Origin of the sequence: Kribbella sp. NPDC049584 (assembly GCF_040675555.1) — a bacterium.
In the GTDB taxonomy this organism is placed as follows: Bacteria; Actinomycetota; Actinomycetes; order Propionibacteriales; family Kribbellaceae; genus Kribbella.
In genome coordinates this window covers 158,426-181,465 of the sequence record NZ_JBFAPF010000016.1, presented here as the reverse complement: position 1 = coordinate 181,465, position 23,040 = coordinate 158,426, and the positions used below count along the sequence as shown (strand labels likewise).

At 67.8% G+C, this 23,040-nt stretch carries 25 protein-coding genes; 14 read left to right on the top strand and 11 right to left on the bottom strand.

Annotation, left to right across the window (positions count from 1 at the left end; genetic code table 11):
- The first annotated feature begins 131 nt into the window (after positions 1-131).
- Positions 132-1,544: a cation:dicarboxylase symporter family transporter gene (locus tag AB0J62_RS38865; RefSeq protein ID WP_363882309.1), complete on the top strand. Its 1,413-nt coding sequence runs from the start codon at positions 132-134 to the stop codon at positions 1,542-1,544.
- Between the two features lie 187 nt (positions 1,545-1,731).
- On the opposite strand, the gene AB0J62_RS38860 is transcribed toward AB0J62_RS38865, so the two are convergent.
- Positions 1,732-2,553: an LLM class flavin-dependent oxidoreductase gene (locus AB0J62_RS38860; protein ID WP_363882307.1), complete on the bottom strand. Its 822-nt coding sequence runs from the start codon at positions 2,551-2,553 to the stop codon at positions 1,732-1,734.
- A 109-nt stretch (positions 2,554-2,662) separates the two neighbouring features.
- Here AB0J62_RS38860 and AB0J62_RS38855 point away from each other — a divergent pair, with 109 nt between their 5' ends.
- Together AB0J62_RS38855 and AB0J62_RS38850 are read left to right on the top strand one after the other, a co-directional pair.
- Positions 2,663-3,655, top strand: a complete 993-nt coding sequence (locus AB0J62_RS38855; protein ID WP_363882305.1) for a glycine cleavage T C-terminal barrel domain-containing protein — start codon at positions 2,663-2,665, stop codon at positions 3,653-3,655.
- Positions 3,656-3,701: 46 nt separating this feature from the next.
- The gene (locus AB0J62_RS38850) at positions 3,702-4,658 is read left to right on the top strand and encodes an asparaginase (protein WP_363882303.1); all 957 of its coding nucleotides are present in this window, start codon (positions 3,702-3,704) and stop codon (positions 4,656-4,658) included.
- Between the two features lie 18 nt (positions 4,659-4,676).
- Here AB0J62_RS38850 and AB0J62_RS38845 read toward each other — a convergent pair whose 3' ends face one another.
- The gene (locus AB0J62_RS38845) at positions 4,677-5,312 is read right to left on the bottom strand and encodes a helix-turn-helix domain-containing protein (RefSeq protein WP_363882301.1); all 636 of its coding nucleotides are present in this window, start codon (positions 5,310-5,312) and stop codon (positions 4,677-4,679) included.
- A gap of 281 nt (positions 5,313-5,593) precedes the next feature.
- On the opposite strand from AB0J62_RS38845, the gene typA reads away from it, so the two are divergent.
- The 3 genes from typA (at position 5,594) to AB0J62_RS38830 (ending at position 9,994) form a co-directional block, all read left to right on the top strand.
- Positions 5,594-7,459 (top strand): translational GTPase TypA, encoded by a 1,866-nt coding sequence (gene typA / locus AB0J62_RS38840; RefSeq protein ID WP_363882299.1) that lies wholly within the window; start codon positions 5,594-5,596, stop codon positions 7,457-7,459.
- An 82-nt stretch (positions 7,460-7,541) separates the two neighbouring features.
- Complete coding sequence (locus AB0J62_RS38835) at positions 7,542-9,197, top strand: glutamate--tRNA ligase family protein (protein ID WP_363882297.1); 1,656 nt, start codon at positions 7,542-7,544, stop codon at positions 9,195-9,197.
- 206 nt (positions 9,198-9,403) lie between these two features.
- Positions 9,404-9,994 carry a L,D-transpeptidase family protein gene (locus tag AB0J62_RS38830; RefSeq protein ID WP_363882295.1) on the top strand — a complete coding sequence of 197 codons (591 nt, stop codon included), beginning with the start codon at positions 9,404-9,406 and terminating at the stop codon, positions 9,992-9,994.
- A 29-nt stretch (positions 9,995-10,023) separates the two neighbouring features.
- On the opposite strand, the gene AB0J62_RS38825 is transcribed toward AB0J62_RS38830, so the two are convergent.
- Both AB0J62_RS38825 and AB0J62_RS38820 read right to left on the bottom strand, forming a co-directional pair.
- Positions 10,024-10,527, bottom strand: coding sequence for a macro domain-containing protein (locus AB0J62_RS38825; protein ID WP_363882293.1), 504 nt, complete (start codon positions 10,525-10,527; stop codon positions 10,024-10,026).
- Positions 10,528-10,541: 14 nt separating this feature from the next.
- The gene (locus AB0J62_RS38820; RefSeq protein WP_363882291.1) at positions 10,542-11,399 is read right to left on the bottom strand and encodes a haloalkane dehalogenase; all 858 of its coding nucleotides are present in this window, start codon (positions 11,397-11,399) and stop codon (positions 10,542-10,544) included.
- Positions 11,400-11,491: 92 nt separating this feature from the next.
- Here AB0J62_RS38820 and AB0J62_RS38815 point away from each other — a divergent pair, with 92 nt between their 5' ends.
- Positions 11,492-12,283 carry a L,D-transpeptidase family protein gene (locus tag AB0J62_RS38815; protein WP_363882289.1) on the top strand — a complete coding sequence of 264 codons (792 nt, stop codon included), beginning with the start codon at positions 11,492-11,494 and terminating at the stop codon, positions 12,281-12,283.
- 11 nt (positions 12,284-12,294) lie between these two features.
- On the opposite strand, the gene AB0J62_RS38810 is transcribed toward AB0J62_RS38815, so the two are convergent.
- The 5 genes from AB0J62_RS38810 to AB0J62_RS38790 all read right to left on the bottom strand — a co-directional run bounded on the left by AB0J62_RS38810 (position 12,295) and on the right by AB0J62_RS38790 (position 15,704).
- The gene (locus AB0J62_RS38810; RefSeq protein WP_363882287.1) at positions 12,295-12,639 is read right to left on the bottom strand and encodes a DUF2516 family protein; all 345 of its coding nucleotides are present in this window, start codon (positions 12,637-12,639) and stop codon (positions 12,295-12,297) included.
- Positions 12,640-12,762: 123 nt separating this feature from the next.
- Positions 12,763-13,284: a hypothetical protein gene (locus AB0J62_RS38805; protein ID WP_363882285.1), complete on the bottom strand. Its 522-nt coding sequence runs from the start codon at positions 13,282-13,284 to the stop codon at positions 12,763-12,765.
- A gap of 34 nt (positions 13,285-13,318) precedes the next feature.
- Positions 13,319-13,759: a helix-turn-helix transcriptional regulator gene (locus tag AB0J62_RS38800; protein WP_363882282.1), complete on the bottom strand. Its 441-nt coding sequence runs from the start codon at positions 13,757-13,759 to the stop codon at positions 13,319-13,321.
- Positions 13,760-13,840: 81 nt separating this feature from the next.
- Positions 13,841-14,587: an SDR family NAD(P)-dependent oxidoreductase gene (locus tag AB0J62_RS38795; RefSeq protein WP_363882280.1), complete on the bottom strand. Its 747-nt coding sequence runs from the start codon at positions 14,585-14,587 to the stop codon at positions 13,841-13,843.
- A gap of 91 nt (positions 14,588-14,678) precedes the next feature.
- On the bottom strand, positions 14,679-15,704 hold the full coding sequence (locus tag AB0J62_RS38790) for a hypothetical protein (RefSeq protein ID WP_363882278.1): 1,026 nt from the start codon (positions 15,702-15,704) through the stop codon (positions 14,679-14,681).
- A gap of 93 nt (positions 15,705-15,797) precedes the next feature.
- On the opposite strand from AB0J62_RS38790, the gene AB0J62_RS38785 reads away from it, so the two are divergent.
- Positions 15,798-17,051: an amidohydrolase family protein gene (locus AB0J62_RS38785; RefSeq protein ID WP_363882276.1), complete on the top strand. Its 1,254-nt coding sequence runs from the start codon at positions 15,798-15,800 to the stop codon at positions 17,049-17,051.
- Here AB0J62_RS38785 and AB0J62_RS38780 read toward each other — a convergent pair.
- Entirely contained in the window at positions 17,023-17,766 is a 744-nt protein-coding gene (locus tag AB0J62_RS38780; RefSeq protein WP_363882273.1) for an SDR family oxidoreductase, read from the bottom strand. The two genes, AB0J62_RS38785 and AB0J62_RS38780, sit on opposite strands and share 29 nt — an antisense overlap.
- A 127-nt stretch (positions 17,767-17,893) precedes the next feature.
- On the opposite strand from AB0J62_RS38780, the gene AB0J62_RS38775 reads away from it, so the two are divergent.
- From AB0J62_RS38775 to AB0J62_RS38750, 6 genes are all read left to right on the top strand, one after another.
- Entirely contained in the window at positions 17,894-18,772 is an 879-nt protein-coding gene (locus AB0J62_RS38775; RefSeq protein WP_363882271.1) for a helix-turn-helix transcriptional regulator, read from the top strand.
- Positions 18,773-18,827: 55 nt separating this feature from the next.
- Positions 18,828-20,078, top strand: a complete 1,251-nt coding sequence (mshA, locus tag AB0J62_RS38770) for a D-inositol-3-phosphate glycosyltransferase (protein ID WP_363882421.1) — start codon at positions 18,828-18,830, stop codon at positions 20,076-20,078.
- Positions 20,075-20,560 carry a YbjN domain-containing protein gene (locus AB0J62_RS38765; RefSeq protein ID WP_363882269.1) on the top strand — a complete coding sequence of 162 codons (486 nt, stop codon included), beginning with the start codon at positions 20,075-20,077 and terminating at the stop codon, positions 20,558-20,560. The genes mshA and AB0J62_RS38765 overlap by 4 nt, the downstream gene beginning before the upstream one ends.
- 10 nt (positions 20,561-20,570) lie before the next feature.
- On the top strand, positions 20,571-21,317 hold the full coding sequence (locus tag AB0J62_RS38760; RefSeq protein ID WP_134105588.1) for a phosphoglyceromutase: 747 nt from the start codon (positions 20,571-20,573) through the stop codon (positions 21,315-21,317).
- Positions 21,318-21,667: 350 nt separating this feature from the next.
- On the top strand, positions 21,668-22,303 hold the full coding sequence (locus AB0J62_RS38755) for a nucleotidyltransferase domain-containing protein (protein WP_363882266.1): 636 nt from the start codon (positions 21,668-21,670) through the stop codon (positions 22,301-22,303).
- On the top strand, positions 22,300-22,722 hold the full coding sequence (locus AB0J62_RS38750; RefSeq protein ID WP_363882264.1) for a hypothetical protein: 423 nt from the start codon (positions 22,300-22,302) through the stop codon (positions 22,720-22,722). Before AB0J62_RS38755 ends, AB0J62_RS38750 begins: the two co-directional genes overlap by 4 nt.
- A 35-nt stretch (positions 22,723-22,757) precedes the next feature.
- Here the strand turns inward: AB0J62_RS38750 and AB0J62_RS38745 are convergent, their stop codons facing one another.
- Positions 22,758-22,985 (bottom strand): hypothetical protein, encoded by a 228-nt coding sequence (locus AB0J62_RS38745; protein ID WP_363882262.1) that lies wholly within the window; start codon positions 22,983-22,985, stop codon positions 22,758-22,760.
- Positions 22,986-23,040 lie beyond the last annotated feature (55 nt).

Sequence of the window (23,040 nt, the reverse complement as noted above, 5' to 3'; positions counted from 1 at the left end):
GCGGACAGTCTGCCCCTGATCCACACTGCGAACGATATGAACGAAATGAGCACTTCTCCTGTGCGTCACGTCACAGTTACTCACCAGGCCGCAAAATACCCCTCCGCCAGGCCGATACAGGGAGTCCCACCATGTCGAGCCCGACCGAACCCAGACCGACTCCGGTACGTAACGACCGGACCCATTTCCTCTACATCGCCGTCATCGTCGCCGTCCTGCTCGGCATCGGTGTCGGGTTCCTGTTCCCGGACTTCGCGGTCGAGCTGAAACCGCTCGGCACCGGGTTCGTGAACCTGATCAAGATGCTGATCAGCCCGATCATCTTCTGCACGCTGGTGCTCGGCATCGGCTCGGTCCGGCAGGCCGCCAGCGTCGGCAAGGTCGGCGGCCTCGCGCTCGTCTACTTCCTGGTGATGTCGACGGTCGCCCTGGTCATCGGTCTCGTGGTCGGCAACCTGGTGCAGCCGGGCGCCGGGCTCGACCTGACCGACAAGCTGCGCAAGACCGGCCAGGCCCAGGCCGCCGGGGCGCACGAGGGTACGACGGACTTCATCCTCGGCATCATCCCGAAGACCTTGCTGTCCTCGCTGACCGAGGGCCAGGTGCTGCAGACCGTACTGGTCGCGCTGCTCGTCGGGTTCGCGCTGCAGGCGATGGGCGCGAAGGGCCAGCCGGTGCTGACCGGTATCGGTCACATCCAGCGGCTGGTCTTCAAGATCCTGTCGATGATCATGTGGACGGCGCCGGTCGGTGCGTTCGGCGCGATCGCGGCGGTCGTCGGTGCGACCGGCTGGGATGCGCTCGTCAGCCTCGGCAAGATCATGCTGGCCTTCTACATCACCTGCCTGCTGTTCGTGATCGTTGTCCTAGGCACCATTCTGCGACTGGTCACCGGACTGTCGATCTTCTCGCTGTTGCGCTACCTCGGTCGTGAGTTCCTGCTGATCGTGTCCAGCTCGTCGTCGGAGACCGCCCTGCCCCGACTGATCGGAAAGATGGAACACCTCGGCGTCGACAAGTCGGTGGTCGGTATCACCGTCCCGACCGGCTATTCCTTCAACCTGGACGGTACGGCGATCTACCTGACGATGGCGTCGCTGTACATTGCCGAGGCGATGGACCAGCCGTTCTCGATCGGTCAGCAGATCTCGCTGCTGCTGTTCATGATCGTCGCCTCGAAGGGCGCCGCCGGTGTCACCGGTGCCGGCCTCGCCACGCTCGCGGGCGGTCTGCAGTCGCACCGGCCGGAGCTGCTCGACGGCGTCGGCCTGATCGTGGGCATCGACCGGTTCATGTCCGAGGCCCGCGCGTTGACGAACTTCGCCGGCAACGCGGTCGCGACGCTCCTGGTCGGGCACTGGGTCGGCGAGTTCGACAAGGAGCAGGCGCAACAGGTGTTCGCGGGTAACGACCCCTTCGACGAGGTCGCCTTCGCCGCCGGCGACACCCACGCCGGCGACATCCCAGCCGGCGAGACCCCGGCCGGCGTCGGTGCCGGCCAGGCCGAGAGCCGCCCGGGCGACACCCGCCAGACCGACCACTAGACCAACTTCCACCCCTCCACGCGCTGCCCGCCGGGCCACAGACCGGCGGGCAGCGCTGTGCCTGCGGATCCCCGGGCCATCACAATCGCCGTCCCAGCGGCGTCCTGAGCGGCGCGACCGCGTCAGCGGCGGATTGTGATGGCCTGGGGATCCGCACCGCGGCGCGCGGCACGAACTCGCGGGTGCTCTACTTCCCGTCGAGCAGCTCGATGACGGGAGCGAAGTCCTCGAGGTAGCCCGAGTTGACGCTGATGTAGCTCGCGCCGATCTGTTCGCGGCGGCGCAGGAGTTCGTCGGCCATCTCCTGCGGAGTACCGCGGAGCAGCATCAGTGAGTCCATCGCCTCGAGCTCGTCGGGATCCACTCCGGAGGCGCGCTTCGTCCAGGGCGGCAGCGGGCGGGTGCCGGCGGCGAGCAGGTTCATCGCGAGCTCGATGTCGTCGGCACGGGAGCCGGCCAGCTCACGCAACTCACGAGCGACGGCCGCAACCTCCGAGCGAGGTGTCGTGGCGTCTTTGGCGATCGACACGATGTCTGCCCGCTCGGCCGCTAGGGCGAGCGCCTTCGGTCCGCCGGCCGCCAGCATGATCGGCGTACGACGCTCGCCGTCGAGCTCACGCAGCAGGTCGAGGGTCGCGATGACCTGCTCCCGCCGCTCCCGCGCCGTTCCCCACGGCAACCCGATCTCCGCCGTCTGCTGCTCCGCGACCGGCCGACCGGTCCCGATACCGAACTCGAACCGCCCGTCGGTGAGCACAGTCAACGTGTGCGCCTCCCAGGCAGCCTGCCGCGGCGTACGCAGCGGTGCCGCCGCGACGAAGGTGCCGACGCGGATGTCCGCGACCGCGGCCGCCATCGCCAGCGAAGCGAACGGCGCGGGGAGCTGGAGGCCGTCCGGCATCAGCACGGTCGAGTAGCCGAGATCCGCCGCCTGCCGGACCGTCTTCACCCACTCCTCACCGGTCGTCGGGCTCCCCGCCACGCCGAACCGGAATCGCCTGTCGCTCATCACCCTGTCCCTCCGTCGTTTGATGACTCCAGCCTCGCTGCACCAAACCTCTGTCCACATCCCACGACGGGAGGCGTTCGCCGTACGCCGCGCGACGTACTCTGGTGACATGTCACGCAAGCGCAGCCCCCTGCTGGACCGACCCGGCGCGGTCGAGGCCGACGGACTCGACGCCGGTGTCGCCGCGCACTACGGCTCGGATCTCCGCGAACAGCGGGCCCTCGTCGCCGGTGAGGCGTTCGTCGACCTGTCGCACCGCGACGTGGTGACGATCACCGGTCCCGACCGGCTGACGTGGCTGCATGCGCTGACCACGCAGTTCTTCGAAGGTCTCAAGCCTGGTACGTCGACGACCGCGCTGCTGCTCTCGCCGACTGGTCACGTGGAGCACGTGATGTACGGCGTCGACGACGGTCAGACGTTCTGGTTGCACACCGAGCCTGGTGCGGCTCAGGCGCTGGTCGACTGGTTGCAGAAGATGGTGTTCATGTCTCGCGTGGAGATCACGGACGTGAGTGACGAGTACGCGATCATCTGGCGGCCAGGTACTGCGGAAGGCGAGCACCTGACCCGCGCCGGTGAGGACTCGTTGGGCGGACATGAGGTCTTCCTGCCGCGCGCCGAGCTGGCCGGCCTGGAGGGTGCGGCCGCGGGTGTCTGGGCGTACGAGGCGCTGCGGATCGAGGCGGGGGCGCCGCGGTTCGGGCTGGACACCGACGAGCGCGCGATTCCGAACGAGCTCGGTTGGCTCGGGGTCGGCGTACACCTGAACAAGGGCTGCTACCGCGGGCAGGAGACGGTCGCGCGGGTGCACAACCTCGGTCGGCCGCCGCGCCGGTTGGTGCGGCTGCACCTGGACGGTTCGGTGGACCGCCTGCCGCAGCACGGCGACGCCGTACTGGCAGGGGAGAAGCAGGTCGGGGTCATCGGGTCGGCGGCTCGGCATCACGAGCTGGGCCCGATCGCACTGGCTGTCGTGAAACGCAACGTCGACCCGGATGTCGTGCTGGACGTGGTGGCAGAGGACCAGCCGACCGTGAAGGCGAGCCAGGAGGTTCTCGTCGACCCCGAGGTCGGGCTGCACGTGCGCTCACGGTTGTGAGGGGAATCATTCGCAACACGCCGTTTTGCACCTGTACAGTTCAGCCGTGACCGAACCTGTGATCCTGGCCGACGTCGTCCGTAGCGATTTCGTCGAGGGCCACCACCGCGGCTCCGTCGTGGTGACGCGTCCCGACGGCAGTGTGGACTGGTCCGTCGGCGTCGTGGACGAGCCGATGTTCCCGCGCTCGTCCAACAAGCCCATGCAGGCGCTCGGCATGCTCCGCAACGGGCTGCCGCTTACCGACGAATTCCTCGCCCTGGCAGGCGCGTCGCACTCCGGTGAGCAGTTCCACGTGGACGGCGTACGGAAGATCCTCGCGACGGCCGGCCTCGATGAGAGCGCGCTGCTCACACCGGTTGCGTACCCGCTGGACGATGACACCCGGGACGCGTGGGTCAAGGCTGGTCACGGCAAGGAGCGGGTCGTGATGAACTGCTCCGGCAAGCACGCCGCGATGCTGCTCACCAGCAAGCTCAACGACTGGGACCTCAAGACGTACCGGTCGCCGGATCACCCGCTGCAGAAGGAGATCCGGACCGCGATCGAGGACACCGCCGGCGAGAAGGTCTCGTACGTCGCTGTCGACGGCTGCGGCGCGCCGATCTTCGCGTTGACGCTGTCCGGCCTGGCCCGCTCGTTCGGGCTGTTCGCCGGCGCGGCCCCGGAGACCCAGGAGGGCCGGATCGCCGACGCGTTCCGCGCGCACCCGGAGTACGCCAGCGGGAGTACGCGCGACGAGGCCGAGCTCATGCGAGCCACTGAAGGCCTGTTCTGCAAGGCGGGTGCCGAGGGTGTGTACGCCGTCGGTCTCGCGGACGGCACCGGGATCGCGCTGAAGCTCGAGGACGGTACGCCGCGCGCCCGCAAGGTCGTCATGGCCGCAACTCTCCAGCGCCTCGGCATCACCAACGAGACGATCGAGAACCACCTCCACTTCGACCTCACCGGCGGCGACAACGTCGTCGGCGCAGTCCGCCCGCACGCCCCGACGTTCAGCTGACCGACGGGCCGCCCGCGGTCACTTGGCGCGTAGTCGGTCGACCGCGGGCGACGCGATCGGGAGTGGCGCGACCGGGGCCGGCAGGTCGTACCCCGCGTACAGGCGGCGCCGGATCGCCTCGAGCGGGAAGGTCTCGCGGTAGATCGCGAGCTTGACCGTCACCCCCTCCAACGTTGCTCTGAGCAACATTTCCTCGACGGCGGGATCGGCGGCGCCGCGGGCCGCGAAGACGTCGCGGATCGCGTCCTCGACCAGCGACAGCCGGTCCGACTTGGCCTGCTCGACGCGGGCGAACACGTCGTGCGTGGTCGGCAGCATCATCAGGCTGATCGCGAGCCGCTGGATGTGCAGCGTGGTCGCGGCCGCCATCAGGGCGCCGTCGATCATGCCGGCCAGACGTTCATCCGGTGTTCCCCGGATCGTCAGGATGCCGGCGATGCCGTCCAGCCAGCGGTCCAGCAGCTCGGCGGCGAGCTGTTCCTTGGTGGCGAAGTAGTACGAGACCAGGCCGCGGGAGACGCCAGCCGCGGCGGTGATGTCGGAGATCGAGGCGGCCTCGTAGCCGTTGGCGGCGAAGACCTCCAGCGCCGCCGCCAGGATGCGTTCGCGGGAGCGTTCGCGCATCTCCCGGTTGACGGTGGCCGATCGCGGCACTGATCCCTCTCCTGGTCGGAACCCTGAAGCGCCGGGCAACCCCCATCCTCGTGCCCGACGCCTCGGGGCGACCCCCCGTGATTACGGCCCCTCCCCAGGCGCCAACTATAGACTGGACGTCCAGTCAACAAATGTCAAAGGATTGCCCGGTTCGTGGGACACGCGCGGTAACCGGTAGGATGGAGACGCTGCGCCGTGTGTCGAGTGGCCCGAAGTGGTTTTTGACAGCAACCAGCCGTAGCCGCCGCCTGAACCCACCTGACTGCTTGGAGCGCTTCCTCATGCCTGTCCGTAACGACCTGCGCAATGTCGCGATCGTGGCCCACGTCGACCACGGGAAGACGACCCTCGTCGACGCGATGCTGTGGCAGTCCGGCGCGTTCGGTGCCCACCAGCACGTCGACGAGCGGGCGATGGACTCCGGCGACCTGGAGCGTGAGAAGGGCATCACGATCCTCGCCAAGAACACCGCCGTGCGGCACAAGATGGCCAACGGCGAGCAGATGACGATCAACATCATCGACACCCCCGGCCACGCCGACTTCGGCGGCGAGGTCGAGCGCGGGTTGTCGATGGTGGACGCGATCGTGCTGCTGGTGGACGCCTCCGAGGGCCCGCTGCCGCAGACCCGGTTCGTGCTGCGCAAGGCGCTCGCGCGGAAGATGCCGGTGATCCTGGTGGTGAACAAGGTCGACCGTCCCGACGCCCGGATCTCCGAGGTCGTCGACGAGACCTACGAGCTGTTCCTCGACCTGCTCGACCACGACGCCGACCAGAGCGCGCTGGACTTCCCGGTCGTGTACGCGTCCGCGCGGGCCGGCCGTGCGTCGCTGACCCAGCCGGCCGACGGCGGGATGCCGGACTCCGAGGACCTCGAGCCGCTGTTCGAGACGATCCTGAACAACGTGCCCGCGCCGGAGTACACCGAGGACGCGCCGCTGCAGGCCCACGTCACCAACCTCGACGCCTCGCCGTTCCTCGGCCGGCTCGCGCTGGTCCGGGTGCACGAGGGCACCCTGAAGAAGGGCGCGCAGGTCGCCTGGTGCAAGCACGACGGGTCGATCGAGCGCGTCAAGATCACCGAACTGCTGGTCACCGAGGCCCTCGAGCGGGTCCCGGGCGACTCGGCCGGCCCCGGCGACATCGTCGCGATCGCCGGTATCCCGGAGATCATGATCGGCGACACCCTCGCCGACCCGGAGAACCCGAAGCCGCTGCCGCTGATCACCGTCGACGAGCCGGCCATCTCGATGACGATCGGCACCAACACGTCCCCGCTGGCCGGCCGCCAGAAGGGCACCAAGGTCACCGCCCGCCTGGTCAAGGACCGCCTCGACAAGGAGCTTGTCGGCAACGTGTCGATCAAGGTGCTCCCGACCGAGCGCCCGGACGCCTGGGAGGTGCAGGGCCGTGGTGAGCTGGCGCTGGCCATCCTGGTCGAGCAGATGCGTCGCGAGGGCTACGAGCTGACCGTCGGCAAGCCGCAGGTGGTCACCCGCGAGATCGACGGCAAGCGGCACGAGCCGGTCGAGCGGCTGACGATCGACTGCCCCGAGGAGTACCTCGGCACCGTCACCCAGCTGCTCGCGGTCCGCAAAGGCCGGATGGAGCAGATGACCAACCACGGCACCGGCTGGGTCCGGATGGAGTTCCTGGTGCCGGCGCGTGGCCTGATCGGGTTCCGCACCGAGTTCCTCACCGACACCCGCGGGACCGGCATCGCGCACCACGTGTTCGAGGGGTACGAGCCGTGGTTCGGCGAGCTGCGGACCCGCCCGAGCGGTTCGCTGGTCGCGGACCGGGCCGGCGCTGCGACGTCGTACGCGATGATCAACCTGCAGGAGCGCGGCACGATGTTCGTCGAGCCGACGACCGAGGTGTACGAGGGGATGATCGTCGGCGAGAACTCGCGCTCCGACGACATGGACGTGAACATCACCAAGGAAAAGAAGATGACCAACGTCCGGTCGTCCACCGCCGACGAGTTCGAGAAGCTCGTGCCGGCGCGCAAGCTGTCGCTGGAGCAGTCGCTGGAGTTCTGCCGCGAGGACGAGTGCGTCGAGGTCACGCCTGACGCGATCCGGATGCGCAAGGTGGCGCTGACCCAGATCGAGCGCTCGAAGCTGGGCCGCAAGAGCAAGAGCTAGCCACCCGCGATGGCGGGTGTGGTTGTTACGCTCGACCGGTTCTGCAAATCGTGCTTAGTCGGAAGTGAGAAGACACCGAGTCATGGTGGATCGTGCGGTTGTTGATGGGCTGTTCCCGAGCGACCTTCCGGAGCCCGCGCACTGGGAGGAGCAGTATCCGGCGCGCGAGCTTCCGGATGGGGCGAAGGTAACGCGGTTCGGGCCCTCGCCGACCGGGTTCGTGCACATCGGCGGGATCTACACGGCGATGATCGATCGGGACGTCGCGACCGACTCCAAGGGTGTGTACCTGGTCCGGGTCGAAGACACCGACCAGGCTCGTGAGGTCGAAGGCGCGCTCGAGCAGTTCGACCGCGCCTTCGGCTACTTCCGCATCAGCTCCGACGAGGACCGGCGCCAGGGTTCGTACGGGCCGTACGTGCAGTCGCAGCGTGAGCAGATCTACCTGACCTTCGTGCGGCACCTGCTCCGGCAGGGCAAGGCATACCTGTGCTTTGCGACCAAGGAAGAGCTCGCCGACATCACCGCCCGCCAGCAGGCCGCAAAGGTCCCCACGGGGTACTACGGGAAGTACGCCCTGTGGCGCAACGCCGATCCGGCCGACGTGCAGGCGAAGCTCGACGAGGGTGCGCCGTACGTCGTGCGCTTCCGGGCGCCTGACGACGCCGACGGGCAGCGGACGAGTTTCGTCGACGCGATCCGCGGCCGGCTCGAGCATGAGGCGAATCGCAACGACGCGGTGATCCTGAAGTCGTCGGACCAGTCGCCGCGCCTTCCGACGTACCACTTTGCGCACGCGGTCGACGACCACCTGATGCGGGTGAACCTGGTGATCCGCGGCGACGAGTGGATCTCGTCGGTTCCGCTGCACCAGCAGCTGTTCGCGGCGCTCGAGTTCGAGCCGATCACCTACGCGCACGTCGCGCCGCTGATGAAGCAGATCCCGGGCGGGAAGCGGAAGCTGTCGAAGCGGAAGGATCTCGAGGCCGGCGTCGACTTCTACATCGGCGCCGGGTACCCCGCCGACGCAGTCCTGTACTACCTGCGTGGCTTGGCCAACGGCCGGCTCGCGGAGATGCCGTTGGCGGAAGCGCTGACGACGCCGATCGATCTGGCTCAGTGCGGCGTTGCCGGTCCGCTGGTCGATCTGGTGAAGCTCGAAGACATCAGCGCCGACTACATCGCGACCCTCAGCGGTCAGCAGATCCTCGACGCGGTGCGGGTGTGGGCGACGGAGTACGACCCTGACCTCGTGCCCGTGCTCGACAACGAGAAGGAGCTCGCGCTGCGGGCGCTGGCGGTCGAGCGCGACGGCGTCGAGAACCCACGCAAGGACCTGCGCAAGTGGTCGGACTTCCGCTCGGCGTACGGCTTCTTCTTCACCGAGCTGTTCGTTCCGGTCGACGGTCCGACCGACGAACGCCTGGCACCGCTCGGCGTCGCACCGGACGTCACGACGGCGTTCGCGGCCGATCTGGTCGCCGGGTACGAGCACCGCGACGACCCGCAGGAGTGGTTCGACCAGATCCGTTCGCTCGCCGCCAAGCACGGATTCGCGCCGAACGCCAAGGAGTACAAGAAAGATCCGGACGCGTACGCCGGTTCGATCCGCGAGGCCTCGCAGCTCGTGCGCGTTGCGATCACCGGCGCGACGCGGAGTCCCGACCTGCACGCGACGGCCCACGCGCTCGGAGCTCCGGAGGTACTGCGCCGGCTGCAAGCGCTGATCGGCAAGTAACTCCTGTGGCGTAAGTGGCTGCCGGGAAACGTGTAGGGCACGAACTGGACACGGTGGCTCACAGCGCGCGACCGCAACTACATCGGTGTGATACATAATTTCTCGGTCGCCGGTGGGGGAAGAAGTTCTGATTCGTTACCAACCAGACGCCATGCGGCGACGTCTGTCTTGTGGAAGCACTCTTTTGGGGGAAGGACAAGGGGAACATGGGCATTCTGCGTAAGGTCTGCGCAACTCTGACGGCCGTTGCGTTCGTGGGCGTCGGTGCACTGTCGGCGACCACTTCGGCTGAGGCCGCGCCCCAGGTTGCGGGGTCGGCGCAGAAGTCGGCCACGGCGCCGGCGCCGGCGGGTCTGCCGCCGAAGGCGGTGACGAAGGCCGCCGCCGCCTCGTCCACCAGCAAGCTCATCGCCAAGTACAAGATCGACCGGCGGTGCCTGACCAAGGGCCGGGTCCTCTGCATCAACAAGAAGACCCGCAAGCTGGTGTACCTGGTGAACGGCAAGCCGATCCAGATCATGGACGTCCGGTTCGGCGCGATGAAGACGCCGACCCGCAGCGGCGTCTTCAAGGTCTACCGCAAGTCGAAGAACCACGTCTCTTCGCTGTACCACTCGAAGATGCCGTACGCGATGTTCTTCAGCGGCGGTCAGGCCGTGCACTACTCGTCGGACTTCAAGGCCCGCGGCTACAACGGCGCTTCGCACGGCTGCGTCAACGTCCGCGACAAGAAGAAGATCGCCTGGATGTTCGCCCGGGTGCACGTCGGCGACAAGGTTGTCGTCTACAGCAAGTGAGCTGAGCGTTCAGGACAGCGGCCGGGGAGCTACTCCCCGGCCGCTGTCGCGTTCCGGAACGCCTTGTACAGCCGCGGCTCCACCAGGCAAAAGGTGCCCTGGGCAACATTCGTTGGCGTACGACGCAACGTCCCGACGGCGATGTCCGCCGCGGACTGGGCCGGCCACCCGTAGATCCCGGCCGAGACCGCGGGCAGCGTCATCGTCGTCACACCGAGCTCGTCCGCGATCCGCAACGCATTGCGGTAGCAGGACTCGAGCAGCGCCGGATCGCGTTGCCCGGCCACGTAGTTCGGCCCGACCACGTGAATCACGTACGACGCCGGTAGCGCACCGGCCGTCGTCCACACCGCCGTACCCGGGGGTGTGCCGTTCGGATACCGCTCGATCAGCTCCGCGAGGATCTCCGGCCCACCCGCCCGGTGGATCGCCCCGTCGACGCCACCACCGCCGCGCAGGGCGTGATGGGCGGCGTTCACGATCGCGTCCGCAGGCACCGTGGTGATGTCCGCAGTACTCAGAACGATCTCCATGATGGCGGTCTCCTTCAGCAGGTCGAGATCCAGTCGATAAGCGCCTCCGCGATCGCGGAGGCCGAGTCCTCCGGCAGGAAGTGCAGGCCGGCGACGGTGACCTCACGCTGGTTCGGCCAGCGGCGGCACAGCTCGCGCAGCGGTCCGGTGAGCAGCGCTCCCGGATCGCCGTTGATGAACAACTTCGGTACCCGCGATTCCGCCATCCACGCCGCATTGGCCGCCACGATGTCGTGCACGTCCGCAGGCGATCCGTCGATCGGGATCTCGCGCGCCCAGGTCAGGGTCGGACGGCGGCGCTCCCCGGCCACGGCGAACGGCTTTCGGTACGTCGCGAGCTCGTCGTCGGTGAGCTCGCGCAGGACGCCGCTGGGGAGGACCGTCTCGACGAACACGTTCTGTTCCAGGACCAGCTCTTCACCCTCCGGACTGCGCAGCCGGCGGAACAACTCCGGTGCAGGCGCGTTCGGGCTGTCCCAGGTGACCGGCGCGACCAGTGTCTCGAGGTACGCGATCCCGCGGACAGCATCCGGATGCCGACGCGCCCAGTCGGTTCCGAGCACGCCGCCCCAGTCGTGGCCGACGATGATCACGTCGCTGGTCAGCCCGAGCGCCTCGAAGAACAGGTCGACGTACCGACGATGGTCAATGAACCGGTACCGCTCGGCCTCAGCGGACGCCGATGGATCGGAACTGCCCATCCCGGCCAGGTCCGGGGCGACGCAATGAGCGATCGCGGACACCGGGCCCAGGACGTCGCGCCACAGGTACGACGACGTGGGATTGCCGTGCAGGAACACCACCGGCGGTCCGGTGCCGGCCTCGCGATAGGCCATCCGGATACCGACGTCCACGGAGTTGAGCACGGTCACCAACTGGGCTTCCTCCGGTACGCTGAGCCAACCGAATGGCCGGTGAGGACGTCCTACAAGTGTAGGGACGAGGTCGAGACGGAGGGTGCCCGATGCGTGGGCTGATCATTCGCAAGGCACTGAGCACGTTGATCGTGGGCGGAGTCGTTGCGACACTCCTGAGTTCCGGAACGACCGCGACGGCTAGCGGCTCCGATGTGAAGACGGTGCCGTTCGAGGTCAGTGGCGAGCTGCCGATCTACCCGAAGGCGCTGTGGAAGAACGGCTCCAGCGGGACGAACGTCCGCAAGGTCGAGGCGCGCCTCGTGCAGCTGAAGCTGCTCGAGAAGAAGTACCTCGACAACGACTTCGGCACGATGACCCGGTCCGCGGTGAAGAAGTTCCAGAAATCCAAGGGGATCCCCGAGCTCGGGTACGTCGACCAGAACACGCTGGACCAGCTGGCCAAGGTCACGCATGTGCCGACGCAGGCCGAGCTGTATCCGCCGGCGCCCGTGGTGAACGGCAAGAAGCTCGACGCGCGCTGCGCGACCGGTGTGGCGCTGTGCATCGACAAGTCCACCCGCAAGCTGCGGTACGTCGTCGACGGTGTCGTGAAGATGCAGATGGACGTCCGGTTCGGCGCGGTGAAGACCGCGACCCGAGAGGGCAGCTTCACGGTCGGCTGGAAGAGCCGGAACCACGTTTCGAAGCTGTACGACTCGAAGATGCCGTACGCGATGTTCTTCAGTGGCGGCCAGGCGGTGCACTACTCGTCGGACTTCGCGGCGCGTGGTTACAACGGCGCGTCACACGGCTGCGTGAACGTGCGTGACCTGGCCAAGATCAAGGTCCTCTTCGACGAGGTCAAGGTCGGCGACAAGGTCATCGTCTACCGCTCGTAAAACGCTGCGGGTCAGAGCGGGCGGGGTCCGCGGCGGCGGCGCAGGGCGCCCCAGCCGCCTCGGCCACGGCCGGCGGCGGCGCGGAGTGCAGGCCGGGCGTCGACCAGGTAGACGGCGGACGCGACGATGCCGATCAGGCCGAAGAAGCTCAGCCAGCCCTGGAAGAACTGACTCAGCGTGAACACGACCAGGATCAGCACCCAGCCCGGCTTCGTCAGCTTGTCGGCGGCGATGAACACTGCCCGCGGCCGGAACGCCGCGTCGAGCAGCGCGACCAGCTTGAGGACAAGCAGCACCCACCAGATGACCGACAGTGGATCGCCGAACCCGGGGATCAGGTTCTGGAAGGTGATCATGCTACGAGCCTAACCGACAGACCGGGCGGTCCACCTCTGCTGAGTCGCAGCTGTGGACCGCCCGGGCGAGGATTCACGCGATGATCGGTGAATTGTCACCGTCAGTGTTGCGTCGGTGGTGCGTCAGTCGCCGATCTTGTCGGCGGCGGACCCGGCCGCCTTGCCGGCCGCCTTCGCGGTCTTGCGGGCGCTGGTCGCGGTCGCCTTCACCGTGCGGGTCGCGGTCTCGGCGCTCTTCTTCACCGTGGTCCGGGTCGCCTTGGCCTTGCTGACCGTGGACTTGACCTGGGTCTCCAGGTCCGCGGTGGCCTGCTGGTGGCGGATCCGCTCGACCAGGTCCTTGCCGCGGCCGGCCAGGTCCTCGTAGGTCTCCTCGGCCTGGCCGAGGACGGTGGTGAAGCCGGCCTGGGCGGTCTTCGGCAGCTCACGCAGCTTCGCCGGAGCGGTCCGCGCGTCGGCGACGATCGCCTCGAAGCGCTTGTTCAGCTCGGTCTGGGCCTTGGTGAGCTCGGTCTGCAGGGTCTTCTGGTCCAGCTTGGCGAAGCGGGCGGTGACGTCCTCGCTGATCGCGCGGAACTTCTCGACCGCGAGGTCGCCGGCGCCGGCGATCGCGTAGAACGGGGTAACAGGCGTACGGGTAGCCATCAGGCTTCTCCTCGGATTGTCGTCAGCAGGTTTTTCAGTCGGTACCGGGTTCGGTACTGCGCTTGCGGGCGGAGGTCTTCTTCGCCGGAGCCTCTTCCGGGACGGCGTTCTCCCGGACGAACGACGTGTACACGTCCAGCAGGACGCGCTTCTGCCGCTCGTTCAGCGCGGGGTCGAGCAGGACGGCGTCGACCACGCCAGAGGCCTGTCGGCCCTCCTCGTTCTCGTCCGGATCGAGGATGCCGGCCCGTACGTACAGCGTCTCCGCGGAGATCCGCAACGCCTTCGCGAGCTGCTGCAGCACCTCGGCCGACGGTTTCCGCAGGCCGCGCTCGATCTGGCTCAAGTACGGGTTCGACACACCGGCCAGGTCCGACAACTGCCGCAACGACAACTGCGCGTGCCGCCGCTGCTCGGCGAGGTACTCCCCGAGGGAGCCCACCGCCCCAGCCGCTCGATCACTCAACCTGGCCATGCGTCCAGTGTGCTAGCAACGTGCTTGCAATTGCAAGCAGACCTGCCGTGAGGCGGCTCACGTGAGGGATTTACCCGGGAGCTACTGCTCGCGGAAGACCTTGTGCTGCGCGGCCTGGGCGCGGGGGCGGACCGTGATGCGGTCGAGGTTCACGTGGGCCGGGCGGGTTGCGACGTACGTGACGATGTCGGCGATGTCGTCGGCGGTGAGGGGTTCGCGGACGCCGGCGTACACGGCGTCGGCCTTGGCCTGGTCGCCGCCGAAGCGGGTCAGGGCGAAGCCTTCGCTCTGGACCATGCCCGGGGCGATCTCGGTGACGCGGACCGGCTGGTCCCAGAGCTCGAGGCGCAGGGTGTCGACGACGGCCTTCGCGCCGTGCTTGGCGGCGACGTAGCCGCCGCCGCCTTCGTACGCGACCTGGCCGGCGGTCGAACCCATCACGATGATCGTGCCGCGGCCCGCGATAAGGGCCGGGAGCAACGACTTCGTGACGGCCGCGACCGCGATCACGTTCACCTCGTACATCCGCCGCCACGCGTCGAGATCGGCCTCGGCGACCGGCTCGAATCCGAACGCGCCGCCGGCGTTATTCACCAGCACTTGCAGTTCGTCCCCGACGGCCGTGGTTAGCGCGGCGACGTCCTCGGCCGAGGTCACGTCGCACTGCACTGCGCGGCCGTCGATCTCCTTCGCCAGCGTCTCGATCCGATCGAGCCGCCGCGCGGCGCAGATGACCTCGAACCCTGCCCGGGCGAGATATCGCGCCGACGCGGCACCGATCCCGCTACTAGCTCCGGTCACCACGGCAAGAGGACGCTCGGAAGTCATAGCCCGAGTCTCTCAAACCCACCGATCGTGACAGCGGGCCGTCTCAGCCCGCCGTCGTCTCCGTACCATACGGTTTGGTATGCCTCGGCGCTCAGACGCGGGCGGCGGGAGTCGGCGAGGTGGGCGAGGTGGGCGAGGTCGGCTCGGTCGGCTCGGTCGGCGCGAGCGCCGCCGTGCGGCGGGCGGTGGTGAGGACGCCGGTGAGGGCCACGAGGCTGACCACGGCGACGCCGGCCAGCATGCCCAGCGTCTTTACGTCCGGGTGGATCAGGGACTGTCCGCGGAAAGCCTGGACGGTGACGGTTGCCATCAGGCCGGCGTACGCGAAGGCGGTGACGCCGATAAGGCGGGCGCGGACGCGCTCGGGGCGGAGCCAGGCGATGCGACCGGCGAGGAGGTGGAGGACGAGCAGGGTGATGAGGAGGAAGTGGATCGCGTGCAGGCCGACGAAGTGTGGGATGCGCAGGTCGCCGCCGACGGTGCTCCAGTGGGTGAGCGGCATCCCGGGACCGCCCGGCTCGACGCCGATGCCATGGCTGCCGGCGAGGGTGACGGGATGGCCGTAGGCGTCCGTGACCTGCGCGCGGTCGGTGTTCGAGCCGACCAGGTAGAACGCAATGCCCATCCCCGCGACCGCGAGCCCGAGACCGATCCGGATGGCGCGGTTCATCGGGGCGTCACCGACGCGCTGGAACAGCAGCATGATCGCGACCACCAGGCTGGCGCCGAACAGGCCGAGTACGCCCGACATGAAGACCTTCTGCCCGACCTGGTTGAACGTGTCGGCGTTGGCGTTGAAGTGGCTGAACGTGCCGCGGGCTGCCTGTACGGCGATGAACCCGACATCGACGATCCCGGTGACCGCGAACACCGTGCCGGTCCACCAGCCGAAGCGCCTCGCCTTCCGAAGCTTCGACAGCAGCCAGGCCAGCGTCGCGCCGTACAGGACGAACGAGATGCCGAACTTGAACGGCTTGAGCCACACGGACTCGTTGAGGATCTCCCGGTTGTCGACCGCCAGGCCGATCCCCGACGCGACGACGAGACCCATCATGGCGAGCACCATCAGCATCAGAGGACGGTGCCAGGACTTGGCTTGCTCGAGGACTGTACGCATGAGGTCAATGCTTTCGGCGCGAAGACCCGAGCACAGTGGGGCGAATCCGCCAACACAGGTAGGGATAAGCCCACCCTGAGAGAGACTCCGGGTATGACCAGGTTTGCGTTGCGGGCCGAGCAGATCTTCGACGGTGAGCGGGTTCTCGACGAGAACGTCGTGCTGGTGGACGACGGAAAGGTGGTCGGCGTCGGGCGGGAGGTTCCGTCGGATTGGGCTGCTCGCGAGGTGCCTGGTGGGACGATCCTGCCCGGGCTGATCGATGCGCATGTCCACCTGACGGCCGACGGACGCGCCGGTGCGCTGGACCGGCTGGGCGTATCGCCCGCCGAGGCAGCGACGACCGAGTACGCCGACGCGATCGGCGCCACGATCGAGCAGTCGCTCCGGATCCACCTCGCCGCCGGCGTCACCACCGTCCGCGACCTCGGCGACCCCCACGACGCCGTACTCCGCTGGCGAAGCGCCGCAACCCCCGCCCCGAGGGCTCGGACCGCGGTCGGCTCGGGTGCTGGTTCGGGCGTGCCTCGCGTGGTTGCGTCGGGCGCTCCGCTGACGAGCGTTCGCGGACATTGCTGGGCTTTCGGCGGCGAGGTGTCCGGGCCCGACGAGATGCGTGCCGCCGTTCATCTCCGCGCCGACCGCGGTGCGGACGTCATCAAGATCATGGCGAGCGGCGGCGTACTCACGCCCGGCACCGACACGATGAGCCCGCAGTTCACCCTCGAAGAACTCAAGGCAGCCGTCGATGCGGCTCACGAGCACGGCCTGCCGATCACCGCGCACGCGCACGCGCTGACCGCGGTGCGTCAGGCTCTCCAGGCCGATGTGGACGGCATCGAGCACTGCACCTGCCTCACTCCAGCAGGTGCTGCCGTCGACGACGAACTCGGCCGTGCGCTCGCCGCATCCGGGATCGCCATCTGTGGCACTCTCGGCTCGGACCGCTCGATCGTCGTACCGCCCGCAGTCTTGGAGGTGGTCGCAAAGGCCGGGATCGGGGAGGCCGTCCTGCAGGAGGCCGTCCGCCGGCTGTACGCCGCAGGAGTCCGGCTGGTCGCCGGTTCCGACGGCGGGATCGGCCCGGCGAAACCGCACGGTCTCCTCCCCGCCACGCTCGCCGAGTACGTCGAGGCCGGCATCCCACCCATCGCGGCGCTCACAGCCGGTACGTCGACCGCCGCCGACGCACTTCGCGTCCGGAAAGGACGCATCCGGTCCGGTGCGGACGCCGATCTCCTCGTCGTACCAGGTAATCCCACCGAAGACATCACTACGTTGGCCACTCCAACGGCTGTCTATCTCGCCGGGGAGGACGTCACGCCTGGCGCGTCGGTAGCGCGATGATCTGACGCAGGTTGACCTCTCGCCGGCGGCTCACCGCGAACGTCACCACGTCTGCGATGTCCTCCGCGGCCAGCGGCCCGATCTGCTCGTTCATCGAAGCGATCAAGTCCTGCCCGGAACTGTCCAGGTGGGTCGCGAGTTCCGTGTCGGTCAGCCCGGGCTCGACGTTCGTGACGCGGACGTCGTACGGCGCGAAGTCCGCGCGGAGCGACGTCGACAGCTGCGTCAGTGCGGCCTTGGTCGCCCCGTACACGGCGTACCCGGGAAAGACGACATGCGCGCCGATCGACGAGATGTTGACCAGGTCGGCCGTCCGCCGTTCGCCTGCGGCCGAGATCAGATCGGGCGTGAAGGCCTGGACGAGCCGCAGGACGCCGGTGACGTTGGTGTCGATCATCCGCGTCCAGTCGTCGAGCCGGCCGTCCTCGATCGGCGCGGCCAGCATCACCCCGGCTGCATTCACGACGAGGTCCGGGCGACCCAGCCGCTCGTGGATCTGCTGGACGCCGGCATCGACCGAGGTCTGCGACGTGACGTCGAGGCTGACGCCGATCGTCCGAGGCCCGAGCTTGCCGGCCAGGTCGTCGAGCCGGTCCTGCCGCCGCGCTACCAGTGCGAGCGACGCACCCGCATCGGCCAATTGGGTCGCGATCGCAGCTCCGATTCCGCTGGCAGCGCCGGTGACGACAGCGATGCGGTCGGTGAGATCAGTCATGGTGTTCCTCCAGGTTTCGGTTGATGTCACCGATCCTGGAGCGGTCGCCGAGGCTTACCCAGGTGTCTGTTGAGCCTGGTCCTGGCAGAACCAGGTTGAGATCGGGACCGGCCTGGATACTGGAGGCATGGATCGTCGAGCGGAGCTGACCGAGTTCCTCAAGTCACGCAGGGCCCGGGTGCAGCCCGAGGACCTGGGGCTGAAGGTGTTCAACGGCCGCCGCCGCGTCCCCGGACTACGCCGCGAGGAGCTCGCGCAGGCGGCCGGGGTCAGCGCCGACTACTACGTCCGGTTCGAGCAGGGCCGGGCGGACAACGTCTCGCAGGAGATCCTCGACGCGGTCGCCGACGTACTGCGTCTCACCGAAGACGAGCGCAAACACCTTGCCCTGTTGGCGAAACCGGTCCGGCGCCGGGCGCGACGCCGTACGGCGGAACGCATGCGCCCCGGCCTGCAACGGCTGCTCGACTCGATGACCGACGTACCGGCGTTCGTCCTCGGCCGCCGGATGGACGTCATCGGGTGGAACCGGCTGGCCGCGGCCCTGATCGCCGACTTCGACAGCCTCGACCTCAAGGAGCGCAACATCCCGCGGATGGTGTTCCTCGACCCGGCGTCGCGCGACTTCTACCCGCAGTGGGAGGCGGTCGCGGACGAGACCGTCGGCTACCTGCGGATGTACGCCGGTCGCTACCCGGACGACCCGGAGCTTGCCGAGCTGGTCGGCGAACTGTCCATCCGCAGCCCGGAGTTCCGCGAGCACTGGGCCCGGCACGACGTGAAGGACAAGACCTTCGGGACCAAGACGCAGCACCATCCGATCGTGGGCGACATCACTGTGCAGTACGAGACGCTGCAGCCGCCGGGCGAACCGGACCAGCTGCTCGTCACGTACACCGTGGAGCCGGGATCGACGTCCGAACAGAATCTCCGGCTGCTCGCCAGCTGGACGGCAGTGGATAGGGAGGATTCCCGATTCCCGGCGGAAAGCCCGGAGTTACCCTGACTCCGTGAACAAACCCCTCCGGGACTTCGTCAACAAACCCCTCCGGCGGGTCGCGATGATCAGCCTGCACACGTCGCCGCTCGACCAGCCCGGGACCGGGGACGCCGGTGGGATGAACGTCTACGTGGTCGAGCTGTCGAAGCAGCTCGCCGGCCTCGGGATCGAGGTCGACGTGTTCACCCGAGCGACCGCGTCGGTGCTCCCGGCCCGGGTCGAGCTGATGCCCGGCGTAGTGGTCCGCAACGTGGCCGCCGGACCGTACGAAGGCCTCACGAAGAACGAGCTCCCCTCCCAGCTGTGCACGTTCGCCCGAGCCGTACTGCGCGCCGAGGCGATCCATGAGCCCGGCTGGTACGACGTGATCCACTCGCACTACTGGCTCTCCGGCCAGGTCGGGCTGCTCGCCCGCGACCGGTGGGCGGTCCCGCTGGTACACACGATGCACACGATGGCGAAGGTCAAGAACGCCAGCCTGGCAGAGGACGACGTACCGGAACCGCCGGCGCGGCTGCTCGGCGAGGAACAGGTGGTCGAGTCCGCGGATCGGTTGCTGGCCAACACGTCCGACGAGGCGCGGGAGCTGATCGACCTCTATGGGGCGCAGCCCGCGAAGGTGGGCGTCGTCAACCCTGGCGTGGACCTCGAGCTGTTCAGCCCAGGCGATCAGACCGCCGCTCGGAGCGCGGTCGGTCTGCCGGCGGATGCCGTCGTACTGGCGTTCGTGGGGCGGATTCAGCCGTTGAAGGCGCCTGACCTGCTGATCCGGGCGGCGGCGCGGATGCTGGAGCGGGATCCTTCCCTGCGCTCACGGCTCGTGGTCGCGATCATCGGCGGGCCGTCGGGGAACGGGATGGAGCATCCCGAGTCGCACGCCGAGTTGGCGCGGGCGCTCGGAATCGACGATGTGACACAGTTCGTGAAGCCGATGGAGCGCACGCGGTTGGCCGAGTGGTACCGCGCGGCCTCGGTCGTCTGCGTCCCGTCGTACTCGGAGTCCTTCGGGCTGGTGGCGTTGGAGGCTCAGGCCTGCGGTACGCCGGTTGTCGCGGCCGCTGTGGGTGGTCTGAGTACTGCGGTGGTGGACGGGCGGACCGGGTACCTCGTGCGCGGGCACCGGGTCGACGACTTCGCCGACGCGCTGGCCCGGATCGCGACGGATCCGGCCACTCGCGAGAGCATGAGCACCGCGGCGGTCAAGCACGCCCAGGGCTTCGGCTGGGAGGTGACCGCCCGCAAGACGCTGGCGGCGTACCGGACCGCAGCGGACACGATGGCGGCCGAGATCGCCGCGGAGGTGGCCGGGTGAGAGTTGCAGCGGCGGACGTGATCCGCCAGGTGCTGACCGAGAACGAGATCGAGTTCACCGAGAAGGACGGGGCGTTCACCGCGGATCTGCCGGGGGAGCGCAAGCTGAAGACGACCGTGACGCTGACGGTCGGTCCGCAGGCCGTCCAGGTGCACGCGTTCGTGGCCCGGCACCCGGACGAGAACCACGAGGCCGTGTATCGCTGGCTGCTCGAGCGGAACCTGAAGATGTACGGCGTCGCGTTCACGGTCGATCATCTCGGCGACATCCACCTGGACGGGCGCGTCCCGCTGCACGCGATCACGCCGACCGAGGTGGATCGGCTGCTCGGCGCCGTACTGGAATATGCCGATACGTCGTTCAACACGATCCTCGAACTCGGGTTCGCGACGTCGATCCGGCGCGAGTACGAGTGGCGGGTCGCGCGCGGTGAATCGACTCGAAACCTGGACGCTTTCAAGGGCTGGTTGGAGCCTCGATAGACTCACGGCCATGACCTATCGCCTGATCCTGCTCCGCCACGGCCACAGCGACTGGAACGCCAAGAACCTCTTTACCGGCTGGGTCGATGTCGACCTGAACGCGCAGGGTGTCGAGGAGGCGCAGCGCGGCGGCGAGCTGCTCCGCGACCGCGATCTGCTCCCCGACGTACTGCACACCTCGGTGCTGACCCGGGCGATCCGGACCGCGAACATCGCGCTCGAGGTCGCCGATCGCCAGTGGATCGACGTACGGCGCTCCTGGCGGCTGAACGAGCGGCACTACGGCGGCCTGCAGGGCAAGGACAAGAAGCAGACCCTGGAGGAGCTCGGCGAGGAGCAGTTCATGCTGTTCCGCCGTTCCTACGACACCCCGCCGCCGGCGATCGAGCGCGGCTCGGAGTACGACCAGGCCGGTGACCCGCGGTACGCCGGACTCCCGTCCGAGCTGCTGCCCGCGACCGAGTGCCTCAAGGACGTCGTCGAGCGGATGCTGCCCTACTGGTACGACGCCATCGTCCCCGACCTCCGCGCCGGCAAGACCGTCCTGGTCGCCGCCCACGGCAACAGCCTCCGCGCCCTGGTCAAACACCTCGACAACCTCGACGAGAAGACCGTCGTCGGCCTCAACATCCCGACCGGCATTCCGCTGTACTACGAACTCGACGACGACTTCAACCCGCTCACCCCCGGCGGCGAATACCTCGACCCCGAAGCCGCCAAAGCCTCCATCGAAGCCGTCAAGAACCAGGGCCGCTAACCAGCCCCTCAGCCGCGCCGGATCCAAGGGACACGCCTTCGGCGCGGCTGTTCTGTTGCCGGCTTCGCCGGGGTGCGGGATCGTTCCACCAGCACGTGTCCCGAGCAGCTGCGGTTCGCGGGGAAAGGACACGCCTTCGGCGCGGCTGTCTTGTTACCGGCTTCGTCTGGTGCGGTCAGGCGCCGGACGGAGCTTCGGCCCGTGCACGCCAGCCGCAACCTGGCATGCGCTAGAAGCCTGTCTGCTTCGATGGCTGCCTGAGATGGCGTCACACTATAGTACGGATATCCCGACTATAGTGGGGGTATCCGTACTATAGTGGGGATCCTTCAGGTACACAGGGAGCCGAGATGGATCTGGCCCAGCCGATCAGCACAGTGGTGCCGACTCTGGATGCTGCTGTCCTGGCGGCGCTCGCTCGTACGACTCAACCACTCACGGGGCGCCGGATTCATCAGCTTGCGGAGGCTGGTAGCGAGTCCGGCGTACGCAAGGTGCTGACCAGACTCGCGGACACTGGGCTGGTCACAACCACAGTCGCCGGGCAGAGCATGCTGTACGCGCTGAATCGCAACCATCTGGCCGCCGATGCCGTTCTCGACCTCGTCTCGCTGCGCGGCAAGCTGATCCGCCGCCTCGCCGAAGTCATCCAGCAGTGGGAAGAATTGCCTGTTCACGCGAGCCTCTTCGGATCTGTGGCCCGGGGTGAAGGCGACCTCGACAGCGATATCGACCTTCTCGTGGTGCATGCCGAGGGGGAGTCGTCGACCGCCTTGGCGGATCAGATCGCCTTGCTGGGCGAGCAGGTTCACGAATGGACGGGGAATTTCCTGCAGACCTACGCGATCAGCACCGACGAGCTGGCCAACCATCTCCGAGCTGACGAGCCGATGGTGAACGAGTGGCTCCGCGATTGCATCACCGTTTACGGCCCCGACTTCCGCCGCATCCACACTGAGATCGCCAAGGACGTGATGGGTCGATGAGAGCAGCCAAGGGAAGAACCGAAGACTGCAATCGAGCCCAGGCGCACGTTCGACTGAACCAGGCACGCGCGTTCCTCGATGTCGCCGAGTTGGTCGAGAGCGAGGAGAACGACCTCTCCACCGAGCACGTCTCCGCTGCGCTGGCCGTTCTCGCCGGAATTGCCGCAGCGGATGCTGCTTGCTGCGCGGCGCTCGGGAACCGGTCGCGCGGCCAGGATCATCGCCAGGCCATGGTGCTGGTCGCCCAGGCCGGTTCCGACCGCAAAGCAATGTCTCGAGCGCTGAGCCAGTTGCTCGACCTCAAGGACAACGCGCATTACGGAATGGTGTTCGTCAGCCCTGAGCAGGTGAAGAAGGCTGTACGGCAGGCCAGGATCCTTGTAGCCGGCGCCTCGAAGCTCTTGACCGACCAAAGCTGATGTGACGGTCAGCGCGTGTCCGCCGTACAAGATGCTCAAGAACTCGGGTCGTCGAGTGGTCTGGTTCGGAGATCGGTCAGGCGGGCTTGAAGAGTCGGGTCGTTGGCCAGCGCCTCCGCGTTCGCTTCGAGGAGGTCGCGTTCGGTGCGCAGGAGGTGCTTGATCCGCTGATCGACTTCCGCCAGGTGGGCCTTCAGTTCGGTGGGGGTAAGCGTGGAGACGTCGGTGTTGACCAGGCGGTCGGTCTCGGAGGCGTTTGTCATGCGGTGACGATATCCGGCGCCGAAGAAACGAGTAGCCCGGCAACCATCCAAGCGC

Excerpts from the sequence above, each read along its gene's own strand:
- AB0J62_RS38865 (WP_363882309.1), top strand. The coding sequence starts at position 132 with ATGTCGAGCCCGACCGAACCCAGACCGACTCCGGTACGTAACGACCGG.
- AB0J62_RS38860 (WP_363882307.1), bottom strand. The coding sequence starts at position 2,553 with ATGAGCGACAGGCGATTCCGGTTCGGCGTGGCGGGGAGCCCGACGACC.
- AB0J62_RS38855 (WP_363882305.1), top strand. The coding sequence starts at position 2,663 with ATGTCACGCAAGCGCAGCCCCCTGCTGGACCGACCCGGCGCGGTCGAG.
- typA (WP_363882299.1), top strand. The coding sequence starts at position 5,594 with ATGCCTGTCCGTAACGACCTGCGCAATGTCGCGATCGTGGCCCACGTC.
- AB0J62_RS38835 (WP_363882297.1), top strand. The coding sequence starts at position 7,542 with ATGGTGGATCGTGCGGTTGTTGATGGGCTGTTCCCGAGCGACCTTCCG.
- AB0J62_RS38830 (WP_363882295.1), top strand. The coding sequence starts at position 9,404 with ATGGGCATTCTGCGTAAGGTCTGCGCAACTCTGACGGCCGTTGCGTTC.
- AB0J62_RS38825 (WP_363882293.1), bottom strand. The coding sequence starts at position 10,527 with ATGGAGATCGTTCTGAGTACTGCGGACATCACCACGGTGCCTGCGGAC.
- AB0J62_RS38815 (WP_363882289.1), top strand. The coding sequence starts at position 11,492 with ATGCGTGGGCTGATCATTCGCAAGGCACTGAGCACGTTGATCGTGGGC.
- AB0J62_RS38810 (WP_363882287.1), bottom strand. The coding sequence starts at position 12,639 with ATGATCACCTTCCAGAACCTGATCCCCGGGTTCGGCGATCCACTGTCG.
- AB0J62_RS38805 (WP_363882285.1), bottom strand. The coding sequence starts at position 13,284 with ATGGCTACCCGTACGCCTGTTACCCCGTTCTACGCGATCGCCGGCGCC.
- AB0J62_RS38800 (WP_363882282.1), bottom strand. The coding sequence starts at position 13,759 with ATGGCCAGGTTGAGTGATCGAGCGGCTGGGGCGGTGGGCTCCCTCGGG.
- AB0J62_RS38795 (WP_363882280.1), bottom strand. The coding sequence starts at position 14,587 with ATGACTTCCGAGCGTCCTCTTGCCGTGGTGACCGGAGCTAGTAGCGGG.
- AB0J62_RS38790 (WP_363882278.1), bottom strand. The coding sequence starts at position 15,704 with ATGCGTACAGTCCTCGAGCAAGCCAAGTCCTGGCACCGTCCTCTGATG.
- AB0J62_RS38785 (WP_363882276.1), top strand. The coding sequence starts at position 15,798 with ATGACCAGGTTTGCGTTGCGGGCCGAGCAGATCTTCGACGGTGAGCGG.
- AB0J62_RS38780 (WP_363882273.1), bottom strand. The coding sequence starts at position 17,766 with ATGACTGATCTCACCGACCGCATCGCTGTCGTCACCGGCGCTGCCAGC.
- AB0J62_RS38775 (WP_363882271.1), top strand. The coding sequence starts at position 17,894 with ATGGATCGTCGAGCGGAGCTGACCGAGTTCCTCAAGTCACGCAGGGCC.
- mshA (WP_363882421.1), top strand. The coding sequence starts at position 18,828 with ATGATCAGCCTGCACACGTCGCCGCTCGACCAGCCCGGGACCGGGGAC.
- AB0J62_RS38760 (WP_134105588.1), top strand. The coding sequence starts at position 20,571 with ATGACCTATCGCCTGATCCTGCTCCGCCACGGCCACAGCGACTGGAAC.
- AB0J62_RS38755 (WP_363882266.1), top strand. The coding sequence starts at position 21,668 with ATGGATCTGGCCCAGCCGATCAGCACAGTGGTGCCGACTCTGGATGCT.
- AB0J62_RS38750 (WP_363882264.1), top strand. The coding sequence starts at position 22,300 with ATGAGAGCAGCCAAGGGAAGAACCGAAGACTGCAATCGAGCCCAGGCG.
- AB0J62_RS38745 (WP_363882262.1), bottom strand. The coding sequence starts at position 22,985 with ATGACAAACGCCTCCGAGACCGACCGCCTGGTCAACACCGACGTCTCC.